Origin of the sequence: Aporhodopirellula aestuarii (assembly GCF_023701485.1) — a bacterium.
Classification (GTDB): Bacteria; Planctomycetota; Planctomycetia; order Pirellulales; family Pirellulaceae; genus Rhodopirellula; species Rhodopirellula aestuarii.
In genome coordinates, this window is the sequence record NZ_JAMQBK010000039.1 from 223129 (window position 1) to 242172 (window position 19044).

12 protein-coding genes are annotated in these 19044 nt (G+C 56.4%); all 12 read left to right on the forward strand.

Translation table 11 applies throughout. The annotated features are described in order from the left end of the window. Positions 1-425 precede the first annotated feature (425 nt). The 12 genes from NB063_RS15140 (at position 426) to NB063_RS15195 (ending at position 19019) form a co-directional block, all read left to right on the forward strand. Complete coding sequence (locus tag NB063_RS15140; RefSeq protein ID WP_250929571.1) at positions 426-2288, forward strand: carbon starvation CstA family protein; 1863 nt, start codon at positions 426-428, stop codon at positions 2286-2288. Positions 2289-2356: 68 nt separating this feature from the next. Next, a complete protein-coding gene (locus NB063_RS15145; protein ID WP_250929572.1) occupies positions 2357-2989 on the forward strand; it encodes a DUF2238 domain-containing protein in 633 nt (210 codons plus the stop codon). Between the two features lie 3 nt (positions 2990-2992). Further along, positions 2993-3469, forward strand: coding sequence for a GNAT family N-acetyltransferase (locus NB063_RS15150; RefSeq protein WP_250929573.1), 477 nt, complete (start codon positions 2993-2995; stop codon positions 3467-3469). A gap of 245 nt (positions 3470-3714) precedes the next feature. Next, positions 3715-4749, forward strand: a complete 1035-nt coding sequence (locus NB063_RS15155; RefSeq protein ID WP_250929574.1) for an AAA family ATPase — start codon at positions 3715-3717, stop codon at positions 4747-4749. Between the two features lies 1 nt (position 4750). Beyond that, complete coding sequence (locus NB063_RS15160; protein WP_250929575.1) at positions 4751-5695, forward strand: DUF58 domain-containing protein; 945 nt, start codon at positions 4751-4753, stop codon at positions 5693-5695. Beyond that, positions 5692-7773: a BatA domain-containing protein gene (locus NB063_RS15165; protein ID WP_250929576.1), complete on the forward strand. Its 2082-nt coding sequence runs from the start codon at positions 5692-5694 to the stop codon at positions 7771-7773. Before NB063_RS15160 ends, NB063_RS15165 begins: the two co-directional genes overlap by 4 nt. Further along, positions 7770-10028 (forward strand): hypothetical protein, encoded by a 2259-nt coding sequence (locus NB063_RS15170; RefSeq protein ID WP_250929577.1) that lies wholly within the window; start codon positions 7770-7772, stop codon positions 10026-10028. The genes NB063_RS15165 and NB063_RS15170 overlap by 4 nt, the downstream gene beginning before the upstream one ends. Then, complete coding sequence (locus NB063_RS15175; RefSeq protein WP_250929578.1) at positions 10025-13303, forward strand: hypothetical protein; 3279 nt, start codon at positions 10025-10027, stop codon at positions 13301-13303. The genes NB063_RS15170 and NB063_RS15175 overlap by 4 nt, the downstream gene beginning before the upstream one ends. Then, positions 13303-14109, forward strand: coding sequence for a hypothetical protein (locus NB063_RS15180; protein WP_250929579.1), 807 nt, complete (start codon positions 13303-13305; stop codon positions 14107-14109). The genes NB063_RS15175 and NB063_RS15180 overlap by 1 nt, the downstream gene beginning before the upstream one ends. Positions 14110-14381: 272 nt before the next feature. After that, positions 14382-15038, forward strand: a complete 657-nt coding sequence (locus NB063_RS15185; protein WP_250929580.1) for a hypothetical protein — start codon at positions 14382-14384, stop codon at positions 15036-15038. Between the two features lie 43 nt (positions 15039-15081). Beyond that, positions 15082-16104 (forward strand): prenyltransferase/squalene oxidase repeat-containing protein, encoded by a 1023-nt coding sequence (locus NB063_RS15190; protein ID WP_250929737.1) that lies wholly within the window; start codon positions 15082-15084, stop codon positions 16102-16104. Between the two features lie 122 nt (positions 16105-16226). Next, the gene (locus NB063_RS15195) at positions 16227-19019 is read left to right on the forward strand and encodes a TlpA family protein disulfide reductase (protein WP_250929581.1); all 2793 of its coding nucleotides are present in this window, start codon (positions 16227-16229) and stop codon (positions 19017-19019) included. The last annotated feature ends 25 nt before the right edge of the window (positions 19020-19044 follow it).

Sequence of the window (19044 nt, forward strand, 5' to 3'; positions counted from 1 at the left end):
GCCGCGTAGGTGTTTTCCGAGAGGTGGGTAATTGTCCGTGACGGTGCTTTAGAGGCGGTTTCGGGACCGTAGTCGGGGTCGCCTGTGCGGAAATGCCACTGTGAATTGTCTTCGGGCATGAGGCACGCCGAATCAGGCCGCCAAATGGTGCGATGTGCCTATTTCGCACGTTTTCACCCTCCAGGGCGAGCATGACGACGTCGTTTCCTGACGGAAAGGTTTGGAAGGCGAGCGGGGAATCTCGCAAGTGTGCGGCAGTCAAATATTTAGGCGTAAGTCGTTACATCTCGAGTCTGGCTGCCATTGGCAGTGGCAGCAACCGCCTTCCTCCACGGGGGCGGTGCGAATACGATCTGTGATGACTCGTCGGCGTTTAAGTTGCCTTTGGCGGGGTTTATTGGCGTTTGATTTCCTGAAGTGAGCACATGAGCACCCTGATTGTTGCCGTCGCATCGATGATCGGCTTTGTCATCGCGTATCACACGTACGGCCGCTATTTAGCGACGAAACTGTTCCAGTTGACCGACGATGAACCGATGCCGAGCGTGACCCAGCGGGATGACGTTGATTTTGTCCCGACCGATCGCAGCGTCGTGCTGGGCCACCACTTCACCAGTATCGCCGGTACCGGACCGATTGTGGGGCCGGCCCTGGCGGTGTTTTGGGGCTGGTTGCCGGCGTTGTTATGGGTGGTGTTTGGATCGATTCTTGTCGGTGGCGTACACGATCTCGCGGCGCTCGTGATCTCAATTCGCAACCGGGGCGAGTCGGTCGGCCAAGCCGCCGGTCACTTGATTTCGCCGCGGGCAAAGTTGTTATTTCTGCTTATTTTGGCGATGGCATTGTCTATCGTGTTGGCGGTGTTCGGGTTGGTGATCGCGAACATTTTCAAGTTGTATCCGGAGTCGGTTCTGAGCGTTTGGACTGCGATGCCCGTCGCGGTTCTGATCGGTTGGTTGGTGATTCGTCAGGGACGTCAATTAATCGTTCCGTGCTTGGCCGGATTGGGCGTGCTGTATTACACGGTCTATGTCGGCGCCTATCAGATGCCGCTTGATCTCGCGGATGTGCTGCCGACGGGAAGCACCTATGCAACGCCGGTTGTCGTCTGGACAGGGTTGTTGTTGGCGTATGCGTTCGTCGCATCGGTTTTGCCAGTTTGGTTGTTGTTACAACCGCGAGATTTCATCAACAGTTTGCAACTGGTCGTCGCCTTGGTGTTATTGGTCGCGGGGCTCGGTGTGGCGGCGGTGAGTGGTAAGGCGGATTTGATTACCGCGGCGCCCGCGATTGCGAAGGAAGTGCCCGCGGATGCTCCACCAATGTTCCCGTTCCTCTTCATTACGATCGCGTGCGGGGCGTGTAGCGGTTTTCACTGTATGGTCAGTAGCGGGACGACGAGTAAGCAATTGCGAAGTGCGTCTGATGCGCAGTTGGTCGGGTATGGATCGATGCTCGGTGAGGGAATGCTGGCCGTGTTGGTGATCTTGGCCTGCTGTGCTGGAGTCGGAATGGGGCGTTTGGATCGCACCGTTTCCGATGGGCAGACGGTGATTACCCGTCATTCGGTCGCCGAGGTGCCCGGAGGTTCTGGTGCAACGGATGGTTCTGCCGCGTGGCGAGCGTACTACCGTACGGGGCGTGCCGCCCCCGCATCGGTCGAGGGGGCGGCGGGTGTGGCCACCGCCGATGCCGGTGGATGGCGCAAGCAGGGGCTCGATAAAAAATTGGCGGCCTTTATTGACGGTGGTGCGAATTTCATTTCGTCGCTCGGGGTCCCGTTGAAGATGGGGGTTGCGATCATGGCGGTGATGGTCGCGTGTTTTGCCGCCACGACGCTCGATACGGCAACGCGATTGCAGCGATACGTCCTGACCGAATTATCCGCGTCGGCCGGTTTTAAACTGGGCACCAATATGTATGTCGCGACGGGGGTTGCGGTTGGCGTGGCGTTGCTGATAGCGATTTTTGCGGGCGACTCACCGGGCAAGGGAGGATTGGTGTTGTGGCCGTTGTTCGGAGCGACCAATCAATTGCTCGCGGGACTCGCTTTGATGGTCGCGGTGTTCTATTTGGCTCGCCGGAGTCGTCCGATCGCGATGTTGGCGATTCCGATGTTCTTGATGCTGTTAACGCCCGCGTGGGCGATGACGTTTGATCTCGTCGAAAATTGGTGGCCCGCACGCGACTGGGTATTGATCTGTTTCGCATTCGCGGTCTTGGGGTTGCAGTTATGGATGGTCATCGAGGGTGTCATCTTGTGGCGGCAACACAAGGCTTCGGTGTAATGAGGCGTTGCTGTACAAGAATTGTGTGGGCTCCGGTTATCTTTGATTCTCATAATGACTGAGTAACGATGCGTTTGGCGTTAATCGTTTTGACTGCGATGGCAATTCCGCTGTCGTTTGTTGACGCGCCGTATCCAAATGAATTGTTGCTCCAGCACGCTCCGACGACACTCGGAGTTGCTTTATTGACCTTTGCGGTGGTTCGTTTTCGGCCGTCCAACCTATCGATTATGTGCTGCCTCGGATTTCTCTGGCTTCATATCGTCGGAGCGCGGTGGATCTATTCGTATGTACCGTACGACGACTTCATCCAGATGTTGACCGGCCGTTCGTTGTCGGAGTCGTTTGGATGGGAACGCAATCACTACGATCGATTTGTGCACTTTGCGTCCGGGGTGCTCGGGTTGCCACCGATATCTAACTATCTGCAATCGTTTTGTCGGGTGTCTCCGGCTGCTGCTGCACTGTTGGCGATGGCGTGCGTCCTTGCGATTGGGGCTGCGTATGAGGTGCTCGAATGGCAGATCGCGATGACTTTTTCGCCTGAGATGGCGGAGTCGTATAACGGCCAACAAGGCGATGTGTGGGATGCACAAAAAGATCTGGCACTGGCGTGGTTGGGTGCTATTGTGACCGTACCGATGATTTACCGTTGGGTGCCTGTTCCGGTTTCATATCGTGAAGCCCCTGTCACGAAATAGTTCGTGAGTTTCTTGGGAAGCGACGATTGGTTGAAGGTCTTGGATTCACCGATGATCACTGTAAGGGCCGCAGCCGAATCTGATTTGCCGCTGCTGGAAAAAATCTATTTAGATTCTTTGGAGAACGCGGAGTGGTTGCCACGGATGCGGCCGGAGTTGCGGGATTTCAAAAGCGTTACCGAAGGCGAATTGATTTTTGTAGCGGTGGACGATGATCTCGGCGTGGCGGGATTTGTGTCGATCTGGCGTCCCGATTCCTTTGTGCATCACCTCTACGTCGCTAGGACGATGCAACGTCGAGGCGTCGGAACCGCCCTGCTTCAATCATTAGACAGTTGGCTTCCGCGGCCGTGGACGTTGAAGTGCAATTGTAAAAACACATCTGCTCTCGCGTTTTACGAATCGCTCGGTTGGACGATCGCGGAACAAGGCGAGAGTGAAGACGGTTTGTATTTGTTCTTGAAATTGAGCAATCGTTAGATCTTGGTAACGATCCGAAGGGCATGTTGAGTTGTTTTCATCGGACATGCAATTCTCGAATTACCCGTCAAGCGTGATGTCGGCGAGTCGAGATGTACGAATCTATAGGAGGCCGCGGGGGCGAATGGGGGATCCGGGGAGATAATTTGCACGGGCGTCTGCCAGATGGCTATGATTGGTGAGCGTCCTCCCGCACCGCGGGGGGCGGGAAATTGCCATCGCTTAGACAGTTCGGGATCTTCAACATGTCGCAGTCGGTTTTGTCGTCTCATCAAAACGCCCCCGAATCCTCTTTAAGTGATGACGATGTCGCCGCTGTTGATCGGCTCGGTCAGGTTCACAATCGGTTGCGAGAAGAACTCGGCCGCGTGATTGTCGGTCAACGCGACACGATCGATCTTTTGCTGGTTTGCTTGTTTGCTCGGCGGCACGCGTTATTGATGGGGGTCCCAGGACTGGCCAAAACGTTGTTGGTCAGCAAGCTCGCTGAGACGATGTCGTTGAAGTTTAGCCGGATTCAGTTCACACCCGATTTGATGCCGATGGACATCACCGGCACCGATATTTTGCAAGACAACGGGGAAGGCCGGCGTCAGTTTGAATTCGCACATGGCCCCGTGTTTGCCAACATTATTTTGGCCGATGAGATCAACCGAGCTCCGCCAAAGACACAGGCGGCGATGCTCGAAGCGATGCAGGAACAACGCATCACCGTCGTTGGGAAAGGTTTTGATCTACCGCCACCTTTTATGGTGCTCGCGACGCAGAACCCAGTTGAGCAAGAAGGGACCTACCCTTTGCCGGAAGCGCAGCTCGATCGTTTCATGGCGTTGATCGAATTGGATTATCCGTCGGAGGAAGAAGAGATCGCGATTGCTCGGACAACGACGGGGTCAGCGATGCCATCGCTGGAACACTTGATGACGGGTGAGGACATCATCGCTCATCAAGATCTCGTGCGTCGGATTCCGGTTCCCGATCACATTTACATTGAGGCGGCTCAATTGGTTCGCAAGACGCGGCCGGCAGGCGGGACGGCGCCGGATTGGTTGTTGCCGTTGGTGTCGTGGGGGGCCGGTCCGCGAGCGGTTCAGGATTTGATTCTTGGAGCGAAGGCACGTGCGGCACTTGAAGGATCGTATATGGTTCGCAGCGAAGACGTGCGGTGCGTGGCATTGCCGGTGCTGACGCATCGATTGATCACGACGTTTGCGGCGCAGGCCGAAGGTTTATCGGCGAGTGACATCGTCGCGCGATTGTTGAGCGAAGAAAACCAATAGCATGTGGACCCCGCAGAAGTCACGTGATTTTATCGATCCGAGCGTGTTGGCGTCGCTCGCCGGAATGCCGTTGATGGCTCGGCGTCCGATGCGGGGTACCGTTTCGGGACGACACACGAGCCCGACGCGTGGTTCAAGTGTCGAGTTCGCGCAGTATCGCAAATACGTTCCCGGTGATGACCTGCGTCGACTCGATTGGCGAGCTCATGGTCGAAGCGATCGCTACTACGTTAAAGAGTTTGAGGCGGATACCAACCTGCGGTGTTGTCTCGTCGTTGACACGAGTGGATCGATGGAGTTCGGGACCGTTCCCGAGAAGTCCAACGACGTGTTGTCGAAGAAGGTCATCACAAAACTTCAATATGCACGACGCATTGCCGCCGCGATCGGGTATCTCGCCGTCGGCCAAGGTGATGCGGTTGGGTTGTCGTGCGCCGCGGAGGGGATCGTCAAGCACTTGCCCGCACTTCGCAATCCGTCGCACTTGCGAGCGATCTTTGACGCGTTGGAGGAGATCAAAGGCGTTGGGCAAACGCATTTGGTTGAAGTGTTGCACGAGATCGCCGAAACGACTCGGCAGGGTGCGATGATCATCGTGATGTCGGACTTCTTTGTCGATCCGAACGAATTGCGAGCTTGCTTCGAACACCTTCGGTTTCGCAAGCACGATTTGTCTTTATTTCACTTGCTCGATCCAATGGAGCTGAACTTTTCTTTCGGACGGCCGACGCGGTTTTTGGACATGGAAGGCGGCACGGCGATTTTTGCGGAACCGAGTGAGATCGCCGATCGTTATCAGCAGGCGTTGAAAGAATACCTTGATAACCTCAACGATATCGTCAAACAGACCGGTGTGGACTATCACCGGGTGAGTTTGGACGAGCCTTACCAGGAAGTGCTGACGCGGTTTCTGACGCGTCGCGCGACGGCGAGGGGCGTGCGATGAATTTCCTGCAGCCGTGGATGCTCGCCGCTTTACCGCTAGCGTTGATCCCGATCATCATTCATCTGATCAATCAACGCCGATACCAATCGACGCAGTGGGCGGCGATGATGTTCCTGTTGTCGGCCAACCGGATGAATCGCGGATATGCCCGAATTCGTCAATGGTTGATATTGGCGTTGAGGACGCTCGTGATCGCGGCGTTGATCTTCGCGATCGGTCGTCCGATTGCCAGCGGGGTGCTTGGCGGTTCGGTTGCGGGAGCGTTCACGGGACGCGGCCCGGCCAATACGATCGTGCTGTTGGATCGATCGCCGTCGATGCAATCCAGCAGTGATGGGACGTCACGAACCAAGCTGGAAACGGGGGTATCGCAAATCGCCGAGGCCTTGCAGACGATCGGGACCGAAAGACTCGTGTTGATCGAGAGCAATGCGGCCACGCCCCGAGAGCTTGATGCTCCCGCAGACCTTTTGGATTTGCCCGAGGCCGGGCCTTCTGACGCATCCGCAGATCTGCCCACGATGTTGCTCGCCGCTCTGGACCATATCAACGCCAATCAACTCGGCCAGACCGAGGTCTGGATCTGTTCCGACTTACGGGCTCACGATTGGCGAGCCGATGACGGCCGTTGGACTTCGTTGAGAGACGCGTTCGTGGAATTCGGACGACGCATCCGTTTCCGGTTGTTGGCGTTTTCTGAAGTTTCGTCCGAGGGTATCTCGAACACCGTGAATTTATCGGTGCGTGTTGAGGAAGCGATGCTGGAGGTGGGTGAAGAGGAGTCGGCGGTGGTTTTGTCGCTCAAAATTGATGGCGATGCCGAAAGTATGAATGACTCGGAGTCAGTCTCGCAAACGGTTCCATTGACGTTGAGCCTGGATGAATCCCGATCGGTGGTAGACGTGGAATTGCGAGGCGGGGTGGGCGAACTCACCGGCCATCGTGTTGTGCTGCCGCGGGGCGTGACAAGGGGACACGGATCGGTTTCCATACCAGCGGATTTGAACCCTGCGGACAATGATTTCTATTTTACATTCGATGTCCCGCCCGCCCGGCGGACGGTGGTGGTGACCGAGGATGAGGAGGTCGGGCGGGTGTTGAAACTCGCCGCCGAGATTACCCCCGACGAGAGTTTGAAGAGCGTCGCCGAGGTGGTCTCGCCTCGAGAGGTGAATGGGATTTCCTGGGAGGACGTTTCGTTGTTGTTGTGGCATGCTGGTTTGCCAGACACGGCTACTTCGGATGCCAGTACCGCCAAGATGATTCGTGCATTCGTTAATCGCGGGGGGCGTGTCGTCTTCTTTCCACCGGAGGGCGGTAGTCGTTTGTCGACGTCGGGTGAGTTGTTTGCGATGCGGTGGACAACATGGAACGACCAACCCGACGAAAACGCGATTCGTTCCTGGAGAGGTGATGCCGATTTGTTGGCCGCGACGATGGCGGGAACGTCGCTGCCGGTCGGGCGATTGCGCGTTCAACGGTACGCTGGTCTGGAGGGTGAAGCGACATCGCTCGCGACTCTGGCCGATGGGAAGCCGCTTTTGTCTCGCGTTGCAACGCCGCGTGGTGGCGTTTACTTCTGCAGCACGACGCCTCTAGCGACCGATTCGTCGTTGGCGGCCGACGGCGTGGTGTTGTACGTGATGATTCAGCGCGCGTTGTCCGATGGTGCCAAGTCACTCGGCAATACGTCCAATCTGGAAGCCGGTGTTGCGAATCCGGCGGCGGCATCGAAGTGGCAGCGTTTGTCGGGGAGATCGGAGGCGTTGTCGAGTGAAAACGCGTTCGTCGCGGGAGTGTTCGAGCAACGAGACGAGGGACGTTTGATCGCGATCAATCGGAGTGAGCCAGAAGACGCCGCGACGACGGTCAGCGATTCTCAAGTGGATGCGTTGTTTCAAGGGGTACCGTTTGTCCGTGTCGATCGTGAGGCGGGCAGCGGAAGTTCGCTCGTCGAAGAGGTTTGGCGAGCGTTCTTGATCGTGATGTTGATCGCGATGATCGGGGAAGCCTGGTTGTGTTTGCCTCGCCAGCGGCCTGTTGAAAATGCGGGTCTTCCGGGAGGTGTCTCGGCATGATTCAAACCAACTCCATTTCTTTTGCGTGGACGCCTTGGACGATTACAATTGCGGTTGCCGCGGTGGTCGTCACCGCGGTCGTCGGCGTGATCGCGTGTCGTCGCACGGGTTGGCGAAGGTCAACGGTTGGATTGGAGTTGTTGCGATTGGCGATGGTGTCGATCGCCGCGTTCCTGTTGGGCGGACCAGAGTGGGTAGAGCAATATCGACCGGATGAGAAACCCGTGGTCGCGGTGTTGTGGGATGATTCGGCGAGTATGCAGACTCGTGACGCATCGGTTGCAGCGGAGTCTCGACACGACGCGATCTTGCCGCTGACGACGACGGAAGCATGGTCGTCGCTGAGTGATCGCGCGGACGTGGTGATCGAGTCGTTCGCGGAGACCAAAGAGGACGTTGCATCACCGGTCGCGGTTCATCCGATCTCCAATACTTCCGCGACGGTTGTGTCAGCGGAAATGCCGAATAGCGAAATTGGTACGGATTTGTCGAGTCCGTTGGTCGACGCGGCGCGGAAACACGAACATCTGCTCGGTGTGGTGTTGGCGTCGGACGGGGATTGGAACCAGGGTGCCGCGCCGGTTCAGGCGGCAGGTCGGTTGCGTTCTCTCGGTATTCCCGTGTTCGTGTTCCCGGTCGGCAGTGATACGCGGTTGCCCGATGTGGAATTGTTGAGCTTCGATGTGCCAACGTTTGCGATTCTCGGCAAGCGGGTTCGTATTGGTTTCTCGATCGACAGTTCGTTGCCACGCGATCATGTTGCGACGGTGACGATGAAGAATGCAGGCGGTGAGGAGATCACGAAAGAGGTGCGGGTTTCCGCGATGGGGCGAACGAACGACTCGATCGACTGGGAGCCCACTTCGCTCGGGGATACTTCGTTGACTTTGTCCGTTTCCTCCCACGCGGGCGAAGTTCGTGACGACAACAATACGATGTCTGCGCCGATTTCGATTCGCGAGGAAAAATTGCGAGTACTCGTGATCGAGTCTTTGCCTCGTTGGGAGTATCGCTATTTACGGAACGCGTTGTCACGTGATCCTGGAGTCGATGTTTCGTGTTTGTTATTCCATCCCGGACTCGATAAACGGGGTGGCGGCAATTCAGATTACATTAGCGAGTTTCCGGCCACCAAAGAAGAATTGGCTCGATACGACGTTGTCTTTCTCGGTGATGTTGGGATCGATGACGGCCAGCTCACGCTAGAACAATGTGAGTGGTTGCGAGGGTTGGTCAGCCAGCAGGCGAGTGGTTTGGTTTTCATGCCTGGTTGGCAGGGGCGACAATTCAGCTTGCTCGATACCGAACTGGCGGATCTTGTCCCGGTGGTGATGGATGAATCGCAGCCTCGTGGTTGGGGATCACGAACGGCGCAACATTTTGAATTGACGGAACTCGGGCGTCGCAGCCTGTTGACCAAGTTATCCGACACCGCGGACGAGAACCTCGAGGTATGGGGCAATTTGCCGGGGTTCCAGTGGCACGCTCCGGTGCTGCGTGCGAAACCGGGGACGGAAACATTGTGCGTCCACCAGGAAACCAGTAACCGGTTCGGTCGCTTGCCGTTGTTGGTGACACGAACGTTTGGCGCCGGGAAGGTGTTGTTCATGGGCACCGATGGTGCATGGCGTTGGCGTAAGGGCGTCGAGGACTTGTACCACTATCGGTTTTGGGGGCAAGTCGTGCGTTGGATGGCGTATCGCCGCAACATGGCCCAGGGCGAGAACATGCGTTTGTATTATTCGCCTGAGCGACCGCAGGTGCGGCAGACTGTAACGGTGAACGCCAACGTGATGGAATCCAGTGGTGAACCGTTGAGTAAGGGTAATGTGACGTTGCGGATCGTATCACCGAGCAATCACATTGAAACGATTCGGATGGAGTCCAGCGGTGAGCAGTGGGGAGCGTTCTCGGGGCGAGTGACGCCACGCGAGCCCGGCACCCATCAGCTCACGTTGTTTTGTAAACAAACCGGTGACACGCTCGAGACGACTGTGTTTGTACAGGGAGCGAGTCTCGAGCAGATCGGCAAACCGGCTCGTCCGGAAGTTTTGGAAGAAATCGCCCGGGTGACGCGTGGCCAAGTACTCGCCGTTGACCGGATCAATGATGTGGTGCAGTGGCTCTCGGCGATGCCCGATCCGCCGCCCTCAGTACGCCGGATCTCGTTGTGGAGTCATCCGGTGATGGTTGGGTGTTTCGTCGCTTTGTTGGCGTTGTTTTGGATCGCACGTAAGGGAGTTGGGTTGATATGAGTGTTGCAACAGAATCAACAGCGTTGCGCGTTCCCGATTCGCTGGAGCATCAATTGCTCGCCTATCGTCGTCGCGTTTGGCAAATCAAGATTGCCGAAGCCGTTTCGATTGCGGTGTTGGGAATCGGTGTCGCGTTTCTGCTGGTGTATGGCTGGGATCGTTTGGCGGACACTCCGCGGGGCGTTCGCGGATTGCTGCTCATCGCTGCGGGGACGCTAACTGCGATCATTCCGTTGTTTGCGTATCGATGGGTTTGGCGGCATCGCAAGCTCGAACCGCTTGCCCGATTGCTCAGTCGCCAGATGCCAGCCGTTGGCGATCAATTGTTGGGCGTTCTCGAGCTGAGTCACAGCGACAGCGAACAGGCACGTTCACCAGCGCTCTGCCAAGCTGCGATGAAACAGGTTGCCGAGGACGCGGAGAAACGTGATCTCAACCAAGCGACACCACCGTCGGCCTATCGTGTTGTTGGCGCTGTGGCGACAATGATCGTGATCGCCGTATTCGCATTAGCGGTTCTCTATCCCGCCGCATCAGCCAACGCGTGGTCACGGTTGATGATGCCATGGAAAAACACACCTCGCTACACCTTCACCCGGATCCAACCGTTGCCTGTTGAGTTGGTCGTACCGCATGGTGAAGCGACCACGCTTCCGATTTCACTCGCTGATTCGACACGTTGGCAACCCGCAACCGCGACGCTGCAGATTGGCGGCCAACCGGTAGCGGAGGCGACGCTGAACGACGGACGATATCTGTTCAATGTTCCTCCGCAAATTACGGTTCAGGAAACGACGTTACGGGTTGGTGATGTGACGCAAACGGTCTCGCTCAATCCCACCCTGCGTCCTGAACTCGCATCGGTTGTGGCGGATGTTCGTTTGCCAGAATATCTCGGACAAGCCAACGTCCGACGCGTCGATTCACGTGGCGGTAGCGTCACGATGGTTCGCGGCAGCGAGGCCGTTTTTACCGCGACGGTGAATCGCAATCTCGCAGCGGGGAAAGTCAATGCGGAGGAACGTGACGTCGTGGGGGCAACTCTCGCGAGTCGTCCGGTTGCCGTCGACGATGTTTCGACGTTGCAATTTCAATGGAAAGATCAGTTCGGATTAACTCCTCGAGAACCGTTTGAGCTCACCGTCAACGCGGTCGATGACGAAGCACCGACGTTGATATGTGACGGTTTGCCTCGTCAGGCGGTGGTGCTCGATAGCGAGACGTTGAAGTTCACCGCTCGAGCCAGCGATGATTTTGGGATTCGCCGCATCGGACTGGCGTGGCGCGGGCTCGACATGGGGTATGTCCAACATCCCGCCAAAGGCGAACGTGCTCTTGCTGCCGGCGATCATGACGCCGCGGATGTCGAGGCGATCGGAACGTTTTGTGCAAAAACGCTCGGCATCGAACCGCAACCGATCGAGCTGTTCGTGTGGGCGGAAGATTACCTGCCGGGCCGAAACCGTATCTATTCACCACCACACGTACTCTATGTGTTGACGCCCGATCAGCACGCCATATGGATGACCGAGCAGCTTAGTAAATGGCATCGTCGAGCACTCGATGTTCGCGATCGAGAACGTCAGCTTTATGAGAAGAACAAGGAACTGCGAGATTTACCTCCCAGTGAACTCGACTCGGAAGAAATCCGCCGTGAGATCGAACGTCAGGCGTCGGCGGAGCAGTCCAACGGTCGTCGGTTAGATCGGCTCGGCATGATCGGGGATGACCTCGTGCGGGCGGCGTCACGCAACCCTGAAATCGGCGTCGGGCATCTCGAACGTTGGGCGGAGATGCTGCAGGTTTTGCGTGATCTGTCGGAGAACCGGATGCCATCGGTCGCCGATTTGCTCGATGGTGCGGCCGAACAACCCACGCAATTGGCGGAATCCAAGAGTGGCAAGCCGTCCGAGAGCAGAGGCGGTCCGAAGGCGGGGCAATCTCGCGCTGGCGGTGCGGGTGCGGGCAACAAACCTTACGAAGGGAAAACTCCACCGCTGCGTAACGCACCGTCACTCGTCGATATGGAATCGTCCGCAAATTCACCTGATGAGGCGATCGCCGAACCGGGCGCACCGAAGAAACCGAGCAGCCCCGCACTGCGGCTTCCCGTCACGACGGTGATGGGAAAGAGCCAGCCTAAGAAGGACGCTCCGCCTGCCAATCAGCAGGACAGCATGCAGCAGGCGGTCGAGGAACAGGAAGGTTTACTCGCCGAATTTGACAAGCTCGCCGATGAACTCAACGCCGTGCTCGCGAATCTCGAAGGCAGCACTTTAGCCAAGCGACTCAAGGCGGCTTCGCGGCAACAGAACGTCGTTGCGGGCCGTTTGACCGATCAATTGCAGCCCGCCTTTGGTGTCGACAGCAAACAGATCGGAAAAGAGGTTCGCGAAGAACTCAGCAAATTGAAAGAGACCGAAGAAGCGTCCGTGACGAACGTTTCCTACATCATGGACGACCTCGCGGCTTACTTCGAACGTCGGCGATTCATGAATTTCAAAGCGACTCTCGATGAGATGAAAGAGTCCGACGTGATCGGCGGATTGAGGCAACTCGCTACTAAAATCGATGAAGAGCAAGGTCTTTCCGTGGCTGAAGCGGAATACTGGTCCGACGCGTTGGACCGGTGGGCAGAGAACCTCGTGGATCCGGCTTGCAGCGGTTCGTGTCCGGGTGGAAAGTCGCCGGAAAGTTTGCCGCCATCGATCGTCTTGGAGGTGTTGCAAATCCTCGAGGCTGAGGTCGATCTGCGCGAGGAGACCCGGGTTGCTGAGCAGGCGAAAACGGCAATGAAGGACGGTGAGCACGCCAAGGTCGCGAGTGGATTGTCGGACACGCAGTCCGGGATCAACGAGCGAGTCGTGAAAGTCATTGCCCGCATCGGTGAACTGCCTGACGCGAAAAAACACTTTGGCAAAGAACTTCAAATGCTCGCTCAAGTCGATGCCGTGATGGGCGAAGCTGCGGGGATTTTGGGGCGTGCCGACACCGGGGCGACGGCGATTGCCGCGGAGACCGAGGCGATCGAGTTGATTCTGCGTTCAAAACGAATCAACCCCAATGGCGGCGGTGGCGGCGGATCGACACCAGGCGGCGGAGGTGGTGGCAACACAACCGATTCGGCGCTCGCGTTGGTCGGTAAGGGACGCAACGAGAAAGCTGTCCGTGAGAGTCGCGATGTCGGCCAAACGACCGGGGACACCGGGGTTGTGTTGCCAGAAGAATTCCGACGCGGACTCGATCAATACTTTAACCGCATCGGAGGTTCGTGATGTGGATTCGTAGCTGGATGTTGATCGTATTGGTCTGCTGCTCGATGCAACTTGCTCGCGGGCAAGAGGAAGAAGTGGTGGAAGTGATCGAGGCTGACATCGAAGCGGCCGTTGAAGCTGTTGTTGTTGAAGAGTTCCTTGCGGTGCCTCCCGCCGCTGCTCCCAAGAACGCGAAGCCGCTGACGTTCATGAAACCGCTCTTCAATTTGGAAATTTCGTTCATCAACCGGGTTTGCGATCCGACCGACGACCAAATGAAGGAGATCGTCAAAGCGGCGACTGTGGCGTACCAAGCGACGGGGGATATGGTGAAGGACGCGGGCGGAGCTCAGATTCAGATTCGAGCCAATGAGATTCAGGTCAGGGGCCCCCGTAACGAACACCTCAGCGTGAACCCCTACGCTCGTGTTCGCGATGACGCGAGGGCATTTCTCAAACCGATTCTTTCAGAGCAGCAATTTGATACTTATGTGAAAGAAGCGGATGCACGAGACCATTTCGAGCGTGCCACCGTCGTCGGCATCGCGATCGGGATGCTGGACGCCAAGGTCGGACTGAGTGAGACGCAGTATGCCGAGTTGACGGATTTGATGATGGAAGGATGGACTGCGATCGACCTCCAGTCGATGATGTCGTACATGCACAACGAGCAGTATTTGCCGCCCATACCGAGTGAGATGCTCAAGAAAGTGCTGTCGGCGAAACAGAAGAAAGTGGTCGATTCCACTCAACAGATCAACCTTACCGTTCACTTCGGAAATCAATTCGGTGCGAATGCCGATTTCGACGAGGAGTGGATCAAATGACGTTCAGTGAACTGAGCAGGTCTCCACGACCACACGGAGCAAGGCAACGAGCGGTTCGTCGAAGCATCCGAGACGTCAATGAGATGTCGCCCAAAGGCTGGTCGCTCCTGTCGAGCGAAGCTTGGTGCCAGGGACGGGATGTTGCCTTTGAGCTGTTTCGAGCGAGGCGTCTCAGAGCCGTTCTTATCTGTCTCGTGTTTTGTTGTGTTTCTCATCCCGCAGTCGCAGACGGGATTGAACTGAGTCAGTTTGAACGATGGATTTTCTCCTCAATGCAGAATGCGGAAAATGCACGTCGCGTTTTGAACGATCGGATCGAAATGGAGATTGATCTGCTTGATCAAGTGACGCCGCTGAAGGAGCCCCAAAAGGAGATGATCCGCCTCGCCGGAAAAGGGGACATAGCACGTTTTTTAAACGAAGTCGATCGTGCGGTCCAAGAGTTCAAAATCCGCGAAGCAAACGGCGCGAACGGTCAGCAAGCAGTGAATGAACTCTATCAGCTCGCAATGCCGCTGCAGCAACGGCTCAATAAAGGGCTATTTAACAAGGATTCATTGTTGCGGAAGGTCGCCCGCACGGCAATCGACGAGCACCAAGCGGTGGAGTTGAGGAAACGTGAGGCCGAGCAAGCGAAACGCAAGGTGGAACTTGCCTACGCGACGTTTGTGGCAAACCTCGGACGACAGGTTCCGATGACGATGCAACAGCGTGACGCGTTGATGGATTTGCTGCGAGACAAAGCGAAGATCAACAACACTTCGGGGCCGTACGTTGCCTATGTCGTGATGGTTAAGTTGAGTGAGATGCCGGAGGCTCAGATCAAGGCGATCTTTGACGAACCTCAATCGAAGGCGATCCAGAGTACGTTCGCGCAAGCCGCAGCGATCAAACAAAGCTTGACGCAGATGGGGGCATGGGATGAGTAAATTTTGGCTGCGTCCGGCGATTCTCTCCGCTCTCGCTGTATTGATGCTGGTGGATTCGACATGGGCCCAGTTTCCCACCGCGCAAATGGGTGAGGTCGTCCCGCGTGATGTTCGCGAGGTTTATGAGAAGGGATTGAAGTACCTCGCCAATTCACAAAGTGAAGAAGGGGATTGGAAGAGCGGACAGACTGGGCCAGGTATCACTGGCATGGCAGTGATGGCATTCCTGGCCTCAGGGGAAGATCCAAATTTTGGTATTTACAGCGGCAACATTCGGCGTGGATTGCGAAGTGTGTTGAGTAGCCAGGACAAGACGACGGGAATCTATGGTGGCAGTCAAGGCCACACGAGTATGTACAATCATGGATTCGCCATGCTGGCGGTCGCGGAAGCGTACGGTGCCGTCGATGATTCCGATTTGTGGAGCGGTGGTTCGGGCAGCACCGGAAGCAATGACTCTCCACTGACGCTAGGTCACTCGCTCGAATTGGCCGTGCGTGGGGCGGTGACCTCGCAGAAAAAGAATCGTTTTGGCGGTTGGCGATATGGTCCCGACGCCAAGGATGCGGATACGTCGGTCAGCGGCGCGGTGATGGTCGGATTGCTCGCCGCCCGCAATGCTGGTATCGAGGTTCCTGACGAGGCGATTGATCGCGGCGTGGCCTATTTCAAATCGATGACCAGTCCCTCGGGGCAAGTGGCTTATTCGGGGGTCGGCGGTTACGACGACTCGATCCCGCGGATGTCGATCGGGGCACTCGTTTATGCGGTTTCCCGCCGAAAGGACATGCCCGAGTTTAAGGCAACGCTCGGTGCGCTGACGAATCGACTTGAGGCGACCACCAGCCATTATCTGCGATATGGCCAATACTATCAGGCACAGGCACTGTTCCAAGGCGATGTCGAAGCGTGGGAGAAATGGAACAAGCAACTCATTCGTGAACTCAAGGCTGATCAACAGGAGGACGGCAGTTTCACCGGATCACTTGGTAAGTCGGCCGACACCTCGATGGCGTTGCTCGCGATGGCTCTCAATTTCCGCTTTCTGCCGATCTACGAACGATGATGAGTATGTTTCGACAACAGATGGTAGATGGAAGGCGTCGATACGACCGTGGATTGCGGTCGTCATCATTTCACAACGCTGCTCGGCGCGGGGACCGACGGTTGGTGGTGTGGCTTCACGTGATGTTTTGCCTTGTCATATACGTATCCACGACGGTTCACGCTCAGTCCACTCCACCGCTCGGATTGTTGCGATTGGTCGGTGGGGATTATCTGCCGGGGACGTTAGCAAATTCTTCTAGAGACTCCGGACAATCTCACCAGTTGGCGTGGCAATATCCTCACTTCGCGGCACCTGTTTCTTTCGATCTGAAATCCGTGGTGACGGCGTCGTTTCCACCTCCAATTCCGTTCAAGCCCGAGGCGGGGGAGTTTGTGATCGATCTCGTTCAGGGGGACCAGTTGTTCGGCACAATCTTGGGCGTTGATGAATGGTCGGTCCACGCATCGCTTCCCGCGTTTGGTGAGATCACGTTGATGAGGTCAGCGGTACGCCGCATCTCCCAATGGCGTGACGGAGAATCGATGCTGTTCGTCGGTCCTGGTCCGATCAACGATTGGATTGTGGATGGCGAGCGAGACGATTGGCAATCGGGAGGCGGTCAAATCCGAACCGAGCGGGCTAACGCGTCGGCGTATCGTGATATTGGTTTATCAAACGTGGTTCAACTGAACGCTGAATTGAGTTGGGAGGGCAATCCAAACTTTGTGTTCGCGATCGGTGTCGACAAGGACAACAGCGATGAATCGGCCGCGAGCGCTTATCGCGTCGAGGTTTGGGACGATCAGGTTGTTCTGGTGCGTGAACTCGCTGAGGTCGCCGACGTGATTCAGCTTGGGGCTCACAAGGACCTCGGAGGTCACCTGAGTTTACTGTTGCAGATTCATCAAAATGACGGTCATGTCGTGGCTTTATCGCCGCAGGGCGGACGGTTGGGAGAATTTGAGTTACCTGCCAACGACTATCCCGATGTTCGTCCTGGTATTCGCTTAACTAACCTCAATGGCAGCGTCAGTTTGGATTCGCTGCACGTACGACAGCTCTCGGATATACCAGCTCAACAAACCGTACCGGACCATGATGTGCTCGTTCTCGAAGATCATACGATCTTGTCGGGAAAACTGATCGGCGTTCACGATGGCCTCTGGGGATTCCGTGCCGACGATACGGTTTATCAGATCGCGACGAAGCAGATTTCGTCGTTTGAGGTTGCCCAACAAACTGGGACAGTTCCGTCCGAACCGAACGTGGCGGTCGAGCAAACACCGGCAACGGGTGAGGATGATCGGACGCAGTTGCAAGTCGTCTCCCATGGCGGTATCCGGTTGACCGGAGCAATTCACTCGATCGCTGACGGTCGACTCGTTTTACGATGTGATGCGATCGCGGAGGAGCTCGAGTTCGATAACGAGCAGATCGGTCGGCTCACGGTTTCTAATTCCACGCGAGCGAGTCGTGGGACGTCTCCGTTTATTCTTGGGCGGATGGAGGTTCCGGGCGGTCGATTCAAAGGACGGTTTGTTGACACGGAAGAGCAGGCGACTCCGACGCCGTTGCGATTTGCTCTTTACGCGGCGGACCCGGTGAATCTCCGCCCCAGTTTTACCGGTCGCATGGTCTACCGGGAAACGCCACCACCTGAAACACAGCAGCAACGACAAATACGAGAGAAACGGGAAGCACTTGCGAGGCGGAATGCTCAGCGACAGGCACAACAAGGCGGCGTGTGGAATGTGCTAACACGTGCGTTTGGCAACAACGCGGCCAACAATGTTAAGCCTGTCACACCTCGTTCGATGCATTTGCGTTCCGGTGAAATCATTCCTTGCGTGGTGGGTTCGATCGATGAATCGGAAATCCGATTTGTATCCGATGTGACAGGCAAGACGCGATTGCCGGCCGATCAAGTCCGAGCGATTCAATTCGTTGCCGATTGTCGTGACCCCGAAATCGAAGTTGCACGGCGTGATCGTTTATTGACCCTGCCGCGGATCCGTAAGAAGAATCGACCCACGCATCTGGTCGTGGCGGTCAACGGAGACATTTTGCGTTGTCGGCTCCTGCGGTTGGATGATGACTCGCTGGTCGTGGAGACGCGTCTTGAGGAGATCGAGATCGATCGTTCCGTTTTGGCTCAAATCATTTGGCTCAATGATGCCGAAGAGGTCGATGCGCAAGACGATCCGGAATCGGATAAAGAATCAACTGAGTTATCGGTGCGGGCGATACTGCGAAATGGAAATCGAATGTCGATGATTGCCCGCGGGCTCGATAAAAGCATTTTGAGTGGCGAGCACCCGTTGTTAGGGGAATCGCGAATCAAGCTCGGTGACGTGAACGAATTATTGATCGGGATTGATATTGATCAGCCGGATGAGAATCAGCCCTACGGCAGTTGGCAACTCAAAGACGCCCCGGAACCGATCATTCCTGAATCGGGTGGTGAGGGTGGCAGTGGTGCGGGAACGCATTCGGCGTTGGTTGGGAAGCAGGCTCCCGATTTCACTTTGGATTTGCTCGAAGGTGGTCAGTTTTCCATTTCAGGACAGCGCGGGAAGGTCACGGTTTTGGATTTTTGGGCGACGTGGTGTGGCCCCTGTTTGCAGGCGATGCCATTGATTGAAGAGACGGTTTCGGAATTCGACGAGAACGACGTTCGATTAGTTGCTGTCAATTTGCAAGAAACCGCCGAACCGATTCGAGACACGCTCGAGCGGTTGAAAATTGCGCCCGAGGTAGCGTTGGATATCGACGGAGTGGCAGCGGCCCGTTATCAGGCAGATGCGATTCCCCAAACGGTGGTGATTGGGCGTGACGGGACGATCACGCATGTCTTTGTGGGCGGAGGTCCAAGTTTGGCGGGTAATCTCCGCGAGGCGATCACCAAAACGCTCGCCGACGCCAATTCGGATTAAAACCGGAGTCTTTGCAGACGGCGGG

What these genes read in the sequence shown, in the direction of transcription:
- NB063_RS15140 (WP_250929571.1), top strand. Translation starts at nt 426, where the DNA reads ATGAGCACCCTGATTGTTGCCGTCGCATCGATGATCGGCTTTGTCATC.
- NB063_RS15145 (WP_250929572.1), top strand. Translation starts at nt 2,357, where the DNA reads ATGCGTTTGGCGTTAATCGTTTTGACTGCGATGGCAATTCCGCTGTCG.
- NB063_RS15155 (WP_250929574.1), top strand. Translation starts at nt 3,715, where the DNA reads ATGTCGCAGTCGGTTTTGTCGTCTCATCAAAACGCCCCCGAATCCTCT.
- NB063_RS15160 (WP_250929575.1), top strand. Translation starts at nt 4,751, where the DNA reads ATGTGGACCCCGCAGAAGTCACGTGATTTTATCGATCCGAGCGTGTTG.
- NB063_RS15165 (WP_250929576.1), top strand. Translation starts at nt 5,692, where the DNA reads ATGAATTTCCTGCAGCCGTGGATGCTCGCCGCTTTACCGCTAGCGTTG.
- NB063_RS15170 (WP_250929577.1), top strand. Translation starts at nt 7,770, where the DNA reads ATGATTCAAACCAACTCCATTTCTTTTGCGTGGACGCCTTGGACGATT.
- NB063_RS15175 (WP_250929578.1), top strand. Translation starts at nt 10,025, where the DNA reads ATGAGTGTTGCAACAGAATCAACAGCGTTGCGCGTTCCCGATTCGCTG.
- NB063_RS15180 (WP_250929579.1), top strand. Translation starts at nt 13,303, where the DNA reads ATGTGGATTCGTAGCTGGATGTTGATCGTATTGGTCTGCTGCTCGATG.
- NB063_RS15185 (WP_250929580.1), top strand. Translation starts at nt 14,382, where the DNA reads ATGCAGAATGCGGAAAATGCACGTCGCGTTTTGAACGATCGGATCGAA.
- NB063_RS15190 (WP_250929737.1), top strand. Translation starts at nt 15,082, where the DNA reads ATGCTGGTGGATTCGACATGGGCCCAGTTTCCCACCGCGCAAATGGGT.
- NB063_RS15195 (WP_250929581.1), top strand. Translation starts at nt 16,227, where the DNA reads ATGTTTTGCCTTGTCATATACGTATCCACGACGGTTCACGCTCAGTCC.